This is a genomic window from Mycobacterium sp. E2497 (assembly GCF_001668695.1).
Lineage (GTDB): Bacteria > Actinomycetota > Actinomycetes > Mycobacteriales > Mycobacteriaceae > Mycobacterium.
The window spans coordinates 1-8815 of record NZ_LZKD01000295.1 but is presented as its reverse complement, the minus strand read 5'-3'; the positions used below and the strand labels follow the sequence as shown (position 1 = coordinate 8815).

Annotated in this window: 6 protein-coding genes and 1 pseudogene; 3 read left to right on the top strand and 4 right to left on the bottom strand. The window is 69.0% G+C overall.

The window, feature by feature from the left end; translation table 11 throughout:
* Together A5713_RS26690 and A5713_RS26685 are read right to left on the bottom strand one after the other, a co-directional pair.
* Window positions 1-694, bottom strand: a pseudogene (locus tag A5713_RS26690) (thiolase family protein); the annotation flags it as partial.
* A gap of 8 nt (window positions 695-702) precedes the next feature.
* The gene (locus A5713_RS26685) at window positions 703-2928 is read right to left on the bottom strand and encodes an acyl-CoA dehydrogenase (RefSeq protein WP_068099224.1); all 2226 of its coding nucleotides are present in this window, start codon (window positions 2926-2928) and stop codon (window positions 703-705) included.
* Between the two features lie 142 nt (window positions 2929-3070).
* Between A5713_RS26685 and A5713_RS26680 the strand changes: the two genes are divergently transcribed.
* The gene (locus A5713_RS26680) at window positions 3071-3670 is read left to right on the top strand and encodes a TetR/AcrR family transcriptional regulator (protein WP_068099223.1); all 600 of its coding nucleotides are present in this window, start codon (window positions 3071-3073) and stop codon (window positions 3668-3670) included.
* Here the strand turns inward: A5713_RS26680 and A5713_RS26675 are convergent.
* Together A5713_RS26675 and A5713_RS26670 are read right to left on the bottom strand one after the other, a co-directional pair.
* Window positions 3596-5461 (bottom strand): pyruvate kinase, encoded by a 1866-nt coding sequence (locus A5713_RS26675; RefSeq protein ID WP_068099222.1) that lies wholly within the window; start codon window positions 5459-5461, stop codon window positions 3596-3598. The genes A5713_RS26680 and A5713_RS26675 overlap by 75 nt on opposite strands.
* A gap of 201 nt (window positions 5462-5662) precedes the next feature.
* Window positions 5663-6247: a TetR family transcriptional regulator gene (locus A5713_RS26670; RefSeq protein WP_068099221.1), complete on the bottom strand. Its 585-nt coding sequence runs from the start codon at window positions 6245-6247 to the stop codon at window positions 5663-5665.
* Window positions 6248-6307: 60 nt separating this feature from the next.
* On the opposite strand from A5713_RS26670, the gene A5713_RS26665 reads away from it, so the two are divergent.
* Both A5713_RS26665 and A5713_RS26660 read left to right on the top strand, forming a co-directional pair.
* Window positions 6308-7405 (top strand): DUF1214 domain-containing protein, encoded by a 1098-nt coding sequence (locus tag A5713_RS26665; protein ID WP_068099220.1) that lies wholly within the window; start codon window positions 6308-6310, stop codon window positions 7403-7405.
* Window positions 7402-8574: a sulfotransferase gene (locus A5713_RS26660; protein ID WP_068099219.1), complete on the top strand. Its 1173-nt coding sequence runs from the start codon at window positions 7402-7404 to the stop codon at window positions 8572-8574. The genes A5713_RS26665 and A5713_RS26660 overlap by 4 nt, the downstream gene beginning before the upstream one ends.
* The last annotated feature ends 241 nt before the right edge of the window (window positions 8575-8815 follow it).

The following is an 8815-nucleotide window of genomic DNA, read 5'->3' as shown; positions in this document are numbered from 1 at the left end:
CACCGACGCAGGGCATGACGATCTCCAGCATGTGCAACGGGTCGGCGATCACGGGGCTGGCCAGGACGTCGTCGACCGTCAGCGGCTTGTCCTTCCAGATCGCGCCCTCGGTGTGGTTGGCGTTGACCCGCTGGTCGACGACGATCTTGGCCATCGCCCGCTCGTCGTAGCCGTAGACGGCCGCGTAACGCTGGGCCACCTGCCCGTAGGGCCCGTTCTGCCCGAGATTGCCGTAGGGGATCTCGAATTCGGCCTGGGGAGAGCCGTATTGGTTGCTCGACGACCCGAAGAACATCGCGTCCACCAACGGCCTGGGCTTCTTCTTCGAAGTCGGCGTGATGTAGCGGGCCGGCAACGCGCACAGCACCGCGTCACAGATGCCCAGTTCGATCGCCGCGGCGGCCCGCCAGACCATGGCCGCCGCGCTGGCACCGCCCAGATCGACGTGCTCGGCGAATCGCGCGCCGACGCCCAGGTATTCGGCGATGGTGGACGGCACGAAGATCTCCGACTCGGCCAGATGTGAGGCCACGATCCCGTTGACGACGTCACCGGGCAATCCGGCGTCTTCGAGGGCGGCGGCGGACAGTTCCGCCCATTGCTCGATCGCGAACGGCGCGAGCGAGGCCTTGTTGAGCCGCTCGGGGGGCAGCTCGACGTAGCCGACGATCGCGGCCTCTCCGCGTAATCCCATGGGCGGTCCTACTTTCGGGGCAGTCCGAGAATCATCTGCGCGATGATGTTCAACTGAATCTCGCGGGTTCCGCCGCCGAGCAGCTCGGCGGGCAGGTGCAGGTAGCGCTCCACGATGTCGGGGTCGGAGTCGGCGGCCATCACCGCGCGACCGGTCAGGCGCAGCGTGGCCTCGAACGTCCTGCGCAACAGGACGTTCATCGCCACCTTGGCGATGCTGGAGGCCGGGCCCGACGCCTGGCCGTCGAGCAACCGAATGGTCTCCCGAACGCCCAGCGCCTTGATGGCGTGCGTGTACGCGTCGAGCTCGCCGAGCGCGCGCAGCGCGTCGTCGCGGTCCGGTCCCGGTTCGGCCGCGAGCCGCCGCAGCGCCACCGCCCGGTCGAACTTGACGTATCCGCTGATGGCGGAGCGTTCTTCGGCCATGGTGGCGATCGCGAGGTTCCATCCGTCGGTGGGGGCGCCCAGCAACATCTCGTCGGGGACGAAGACGTCGTTGAGGAACACCTCGTTGAAGTGCGCCTGCCCGGTGGCCGTTTTGATCGGCTGGATTTCGATGCCGGGCGACCGCATATCGAGGATGAAGTAGCCGATGCCGCGGTGCTTGCTGGCCTCGGGGTCGGTGCGCGCCAGCAGGGCGCCAAGGTCGGCGTACTGCGCCAACGACGTCCAGATCTTGTGGCCGTTGATCCGCCAACCGCCGTCGACCTTGGTCGCCCGGGTGGCCAGCGACGCCAGGTCGGAGCCGGCACCCGGCTCGCTGAACAGCTGGCACCAGTGAATCTCGCCGCGTTGGGTCGGCGGAATCAGCTTTTCTTGCAGGTCTTTTGGTGCGGCGGCCAGCACCGAGGGCAGGATCCACTCGGCGATGTTGAGGGACGGCCGGACCAGCCCGGGTCGCTTGGCGAACTCTTCGTCGATGATGAGCTGTTTGAGGGGACCCGCATCGACGCCCCACGGCGCCGGCCAGTGCGGCGCCATCAGGCCGGCATCGGCCAGCAACGTGCGCTGGGGCCCGGAGGCCTGGTCCGGGTAGTCGCCGTGCGGTGCCGGTGTGTCGTTGCGCAACTGCATTGCCGCATCCAGCGTCTCGGCGACCCAGGACCGGAACTCCGATTCCGCGTCGCCGAGATTCACCGACATGTCGCGCGTCTGGGTGCACGTGAGCTGTCCCAGCTGCCGCGCCCAGCGATTCGCCGGACCGATTGATCCCGCCAGGCTGATGGCCCGTCGCCAGTACAGGTGCACGTCGTGTTCCCAGGTGAAACCGATGGCGCCGAGCATCGTCAGCGCGTCGAGCACCAGGTCGGGGATCGGTGAGACCGCGACCGTCGCCGCACCGCCGGAGGCCATTCGATGCTGGTCGAGCGATTCATCGACGGCACGCACCGCGTCCCAGGCCGCCGCGGTGGCCAACTCGCTGCTGACCAAAAGCATCGCCGCACTGTGCTGCAGCGCCTGGAAGGTACCGATCACCTTGCCGAACTGCTCGCGGACGCGCAGGTGCGCGGTGACCGCCTCGACGCACCACTGCGCGATGCCGGCCATCACGCTGGCCACCAGGCTCACGGTGACACACCGCGCGCGGTCGGGGTCGATGCCGCTGAGAACCTGCGACCCGGCCGCACGATAGTCGTCGAGTCGCAAGATGCCCGCGTCGGCGACCAGGTCGGTGCCGGTGACGGGCTCCGCTGTCGCCGTGGGGTTTTCGGTGTCGACAATCACCCAGACCACACCGTCGCCGTCCGCGCTGGCGCCGAGGAGGACCGTCCGCGCCGCGCAGACGCCGGCTGTTACCTCCGACGCGCCGGTCACCAGCCAGCCCTCGCCGTCGGGACGCGCGCTGAAGTCGCCGTCGTCGGGAAGCACGACCGCCGCGGTGGCACCCGCGGCCAGGCCGCGCACCAGGGCTTCGGCGGCCGCCGTCGGGTCGGCCAGCAGCGCGACGGCTCCGGCGGTGACCGTGGGCAGCAGCGGGCCCGGCAACAGCGCCTTGCCCGCCGCCTCCAGAACGCACGCGGCGTCCATCAGCCCGCCGCCCTGCCCGCCCAGGCTTTCGGGCAGATGCACCGCGTGAAAGCCGTTGCCGACCAGGGCGTCCCACCACGCGGGCCGCCGGCCCGCGGCGAGGTCGGCGAACGCCTCGCGAGTTTCGGCGATGGGCGCGTGCCGGCCGGCGAACCGGCCGACGGCATCGCTGAGCTCCTGCTGCTCCGGGCTCAGTCCGAGGGTCACGATGACGGCCACGAGGTGACTACGGTTGGCCGCACAGCTGCTACCCTTCCGACTTACAAGACGGACCGTCTCGTCTTGTGGCAGACTACCGCGGGCAGTCGAGCGATGTAAAGCGGGCCACCGCGGCAGTGAGGATCACCATATGGCAAGCGATCTCACCCGGGTGACCCCGCCGCGGCGGCGCAGCGAGAAGTCGCGCACCGCGATCGTCACCGCCACGCGCGAGCTACTTCTCGAGCGCGGCTTCGACGGTCTGACCATCGAGGCGGTCGCCGCGCGGGCCGGGGTGGGCAAGCAGACCATCTATCGGTGGTGGCCCAGTCGCCCGGCCCTGGTCGCCGACGTGATGCTCGAGGACGCCGACCAGCTCCTCGCATCGGTCAATCACACCGAAGATCTGGCGGACGACCTGGTGGTGTGGGTGCGCAAGCTCGCCACGACCCTGACGACGGCCCGCGGCTCGGCCATGCTGCGGACCTTGACCGCCGCGGGCATGGAACACGAGGACACCGCGGTCAAACTGCGCGCCGGATTCAGTGCGCCTCTGCACGAGAGCGTCCGGGCGCGGATCGTTGCCGACGGCATCGACGACAGCACCGCCGAGTCGGCCGCGGATGCGATCGTCGGTGGCGTCGTCTATCCGATCCTGTCTGACCCACAACGGTATTCACGACGCCGAGCCGAGCTCACGACCCGTATCATCGTCGATGCCCTGACCCGCCGAGGCGGACCACGACCGTAGCGGACGCAACAACGCGTTCTTCTTGTAGTAGTGATCGGCCATTCGCCGCATGATGTTGTCGAGCACGGTGACCGCGTCGTCGAGGAAGGGGCCTTTGTTCAGCATCACGCATTCGGCCCGTTCGCTCATGGCCGCGTCACTGATCTCGGCACGTGACGGCAGGCCGGTCTTGGCGAGTTGCTCAAGGACCTGCGTCGCCCAGATCACCGGCAGGTGCGCGGCCTCGCACAGCCACAGGATCTCCTCCTGCAACTCGGCCAGCCGCTCATAGCCGCACTCGACCGCCAGGTCGCCGCGCGCGATCATCACCCCGACGCGCGGCCGGCGCATGGCGGTGAGCAGCAGCTGCGGCAGGTTTTCGAAGGCGCGCCGGGTCTCGATCTTGAGCACGATGCCCAGCCCGGCGCCGCCGAGCCGGTCGAGCTCATCGAGCAACCGCTCGACATCGGCCGGAGTGCGAACGAACGACATGTCTACGAGATCCGCCAGTTCGACCACGGCGGCGAGATCAGCGACATCGCGGTCGGTGAGCGCCGAGATCGGCAAGTCGGTGTCGGGCATGTTGATGCCCTTGCCCGCCTTCAGCCGAGCCTCCCCCTGCTCCGGCCGGTCGATGCGCACGGTGAGGACGTCACGGCCGGCGGATATCACCCGGCCGCCGATCTTGCCGTCATCGAAGTGGACCGCGTCGCCGGGCCGGGCATGATCGAAGGCCTCGGGCAGCGTGCAACCGATGCGGGGCACGGTTCGACCACTGTCGACGGGCGCCGGTGAGCAGTCACGGGTCAGTTGCAGCAGGCTTCCCGCGCGCACCAGTAGGCTCTGCTCCTTCTCCGGCAGCGGGCCCACTTGCGCTGATTCTGCGGCTGATTCGCCGCCGTCCCCGGCGTGCAGCGCGGTCCCGGTTACCAGGTACGTCGTCTGCCGCGCGGTGACCACGAAGCCTCCCGGGACCGCGTCCTGGAGAACGATCTGCCGCTTTGCGCCGCGCGCATCCCGTAGCGCCAGCGCATCGCCCGCCGCGCGGTTGGCCAGCCACTGCGCCGGCACCGTGAACACCGCCATGTCCGGTTGCGGCGGGCCCGACGGTTCTTCGCCCGACGTCATCCACGCCCGTGCCGGTGCGACGACGCGGCCGAGCTGGTCGCGTTGCGGACGCAGCCGCACCACGCGGGGGCCCGGCTCGAGCGGACCGGTCCGCAGCTTCGGGCCCGCCAGATCCATGGCGACCAGGCATGGTGTGCCGGCGTCCACGGCCGCCTCGCGGACGTGGCGGGCCATGGCTCGCCATGCGTGGACGTCGTCGTGGGCGCAGTTGATCCGCGCGATGTTCATGCCCCGCCGCACCAGCTCGCGAACCAGGGCCGGGTCGGTCGCGGCCTGCGACGGCAACGTGACCATGATGCGCGTCATCCGATGCGGGGGGCGAGGCCCCAGCAGCTCTACCGTGTGCTGGCGCAAGATCTTCGGTCCCTGCTCGATCGGCACCGCCGACGGGGGCGGCGGCTGCCAATTCCCGTCCGCCAAGGCGGCGATGGCCGCGCGGACCGCGACGAGCGTCGCCTGCACGTGCGCTTCGCTGCGGCCCAACGACGACAGGCCGAACTCCGCGAGCCCCGCCTGCAGGTCGCGTAGATCGAATTGGCGAATCGCCCAGTAGTGCAGCAGGTTTCGCGCACTCGCCTGGTGCTCCGGCGCGATCGCCGGCAGCCACTGCGCCCAGGAGGTCTCCGCGTTACGCAGGCTGGTCAGTAGGTCGTCGATCTGGTCGAGCAAGCCGGCCAGCCGCATCTTGACGTCGCGCTGTCCTGACAAGACAACTCCCAGTTTCGGTGGCTAGCGGCCACACAGTGTTAACGTCCGCGTAACGCTCATCACGCGAATCTCCAAGGTACACAGTCAAATTACCGGCGGCTCGGGTGGCACAACAGGGGCATTGGTCCTTCAAAACGGCAGCGGCCGCCTCGAGACCGCAGGGCTCAGGACACGTGGCTATCCGACCGAGATCGCGGCCAGGCCACGCCCCACCCGCTCGGGGAGGGATCCCCCGTGGCTCAGCCAGTCGTCCAGGGCAATCCGGACGGTCGCCATCGCCAGCGCACCGATCAGGCGCGGCCTGGGGTCCTGCGGGACCAACCGCCGCAGGCGCGGCGCGACGAGGTCGCCGATCGCCCGCTCATAGCGCACATAGATGTGCAGCGTCCATGCGTCCAGCGTCTCGGACGACCTTGTGAGCATGGCCAATTCGCGGATCTGGTCCTCAATGTCGGCGGATCCTTCCGCGAGCTCGGCAAAGGCGCCGATGACCGCGTCGGTGGCGCTCAGGCGCTGCGGCTGCGCCGCCAGGGCGGTGGTGATCCGGTTGAGCCAATGGGCGGTCATGCCCTCGGCGACGGCGTCTTCCTTGGAGTTGAAGTACCGGAAGAACGTCGCCCGCCCGATGTTGGCTTCGCCGGCGATGCGCTCCACCGTCGTCGCGGCCAGTCCGCGGTCGGCGACCAGCTGAGCCGCGGCCGCGGCGATGCGCTGACGCATCGCCGTTCGCTTCCGTTCGGCCAACGACGTCGTGGCAGCCATTCCCCACCTTTTCCCGCGAATCGACATCTAAGACGTAAGACATAGTCTTAGCATGAGACGATGTCTCAAGACGCCGATTCGCCGGATCCGCCCGCTGCCCAGGCGCGTGCCGCCTGGGGGTTCCTTCAGCAGATGGTTGCCGACGTCACGAAGATCGTGACCGAGGACGCCGAATCCGAGCGGGAGTTGCTCGAAGGGCTGCGGCTGATCGCCCGTATCTCCTCCCTGTGCGCGCAGATGGCGGTTGAGGCCGACGCCGAGCGGCCCTCGTTCTTCGATATGTGCGCGGAGAACCGGATGGTCGGCGGCCCCAATCCCGACGGGAACTACTACCTGGCCATGATTCGTGGGGACCGGAGCTACCGGATCACCGGTTCCCGGGGCACCAGCGCCTACCTCGGATTGCAGATCCTGGCCGGCACCGGCCTCACGCCGCGCCGCATGGCGGGGTACGTCAGCGACCGCGACTTGGCGCTGCGCTCGGGCGAATTCACGCTGGTGCTGTCCGCGGACGAGCCTGCCGATCTGGCCGGCGCCCAGTGGGTGAAGATTCCCGAGGACGCCTCGTCGGTGGTGGTTCGCGAGTACATCGGTGATCGCGGCCGCGAAGAGCTCGCCACGCTGCGGATCGAGGCGTTGGCCCCCGCCTCGCTGACGCCGCTGACCGACACCGAGCTCGCCGATCAGTTCACCGCCATGGCGTGGTCCCTGATGAAGCTCGCGACGCTGCACCGCACCATCAAGCCCGAACTGCTCGGCATGCCCAATACGTTGCTGACCGCGCAGGCCGCCGACCTGGGCGCCGCGGACACCACCCCCGACAACCTGTACATGATCGGGACGTACCGGCTGGACCCCGGCGAGGTCCTGCTGCTCGACATCGCTCCCCCCGACACCAGGTTCTGGAACGTCACGCTGGAAAGCATCTGGCACGAATGCCTGGAGCCGCGCGCTCGGCACAGCTCCGTGACGAATCGCGGCGTCACACCCGACGCCGACGGCCGGGTGCGGATCGCGCTCTCCGCCAAGGACTTCGGCGTTGGCCACTGGCTCGACACCGGTGGCCGGCATCGCGGATTCGTCGTCCTGCGCTGGCTGGACAATCCGGCACCCCCCGAGGTGACGGTGTCGGTGCGCCGCTGTGAGGAGAAGGTATGACGCTGCACGACCGATTCGCCCCCGAGCGGCTGATAGCCGCGGCCTGCGAGGAGGTGGGGAGCGACGACTTCGGCACCGAGGGCTGGCGGCCCGGGCTGCACCGCCTCACCGACGGGTTGATCAACGACGCGCGGCTGTCGGACATCGGCGTGGAGATCGCCCACCTCGACATCATGCGGGCGCTGAAGAACCGCCTGGGCGTGATCGCCTGGCGCAAGCAGCATCCCGAGATCGCCGCCAACCCGATCACAGCACCGATATTCATCGTCGGCCAGCCCCGCACCGGGACCACCATCCTGTACGACTTGCTCGCCCAGGATCCCGGGCTGCGGGCCCCGCTGACGTGGGAGGTCGACGAGCCGTGTCCGGTTCCGCAGCCCGAGACCTACCACGACGATCCGCGCATCGCGCAGACGCAGGCCAGCATCGACATGTCCGAGCACATCATGCCGGGGTTTCTCGCGTTCCATCCGATGGGCGCCCTCGTCGGGCAGGAGTGCGTGCGCATCACCGCCGGTGACTTCGTCAGCATGATCTTCTCGGTCCAATACCGGCTGCCCGGTTACTACCGCTGGCTGCTTTATGAGGCCGACCATGCCGGCGCCTACCACTACCACCGAATCTTTTTGCAGCACTTGCAATCCGGTGTGCCCGGTCAGTGGTTGCTGAAGTCTCCGGCGCACCTGTGGCAGCTCGACACGCTGCTGGCCGAATATCCCGACGCGCTGATCGTGCAGACCCACCGCGACCCGCTCAACGTCATCTCCTCGATCGCCGCCCTGACCCACCACCTGCGCCGGATGTGCAGCGACGATTCCAGCGTCGCCGAGTGCGCGGCCCAGTCCTACGAGGAGATCGTCGTCGGCCTGGAACGAGAGATGGCCCTGCGCGACAGCGGGGCGGTGCCGGCGGACCGCGTGATCGACGTGCAATACAGCGACTTCGTCAACGACCCGTGGACCACGATCAAGGACATCTACCAGCGACTGGATCGTGAACTGCGACCCGAAGCCGAGCAGAGGATGCGCGAGTTCCTGGCGACCCATCCCGGCGACGGCGGCCGCGGCCGGTACACCTGGTCGGACACCGGCCTACGGGAAGGCGAGGTGCGCGAGCGGGTGCGCGCATACCAGGACCGCTACGCGGTGCCCACCGAGACGCTGCGGTAGACGGGGCAGGCGCGGGCCGAATATCGCAGGTCCGGTCTCACGGCGCGAGCCTGACAAAGCCGGGTTGCTTCTGTGGGGGCGGTGGCACCGGGGGCGCCGGGGACGGCCGCACCGGACCGCCACCGCCCATGCCGCCACCTGTCCCGCTGGTTCCGCCGCCACCGCCGCCGGCCGCTCCCGGCTGTGGACCAACCGCGGGAGCGTGCACCTGCCGTGGGGCCGGCGGCGGCTCGACCGGTGG

Bases quoted from the DNA above. Each gene is read 5' to 3' on its own strand.
- A5713_RS26680 (WP_068099223.1), top strand. From the start codon at position 3,071: ATGGCAAGCGATCTCACCCGGGTGACCCCGCCGCGGCGGCGCAGCGAG.
- A5713_RS26675 (WP_068099222.1), bottom strand. From the start codon at position 5,461: ATGCGGCTGGCCGGCTTGCTCGACCAGATCGACGACCTACTGACCAGC.
- A5713_RS26670 (WP_068099221.1), bottom strand. From the start codon at position 6,247: ATGGCTGCCACGACGTCGTTGGCCGAACGGAAGCGAACGGCGATGCGT.
- A5713_RS26665 (WP_068099220.1), top strand. From the start codon at position 6,308: ATGTCTCAAGACGCCGATTCGCCGGATCCGCCCGCTGCCCAGGCGCGT.
- A5713_RS26660 (WP_068099219.1), top strand. From the start codon at position 7,402: ATGACGCTGCACGACCGATTCGCCCCCGAGCGGCTGATAGCCGCGGCC.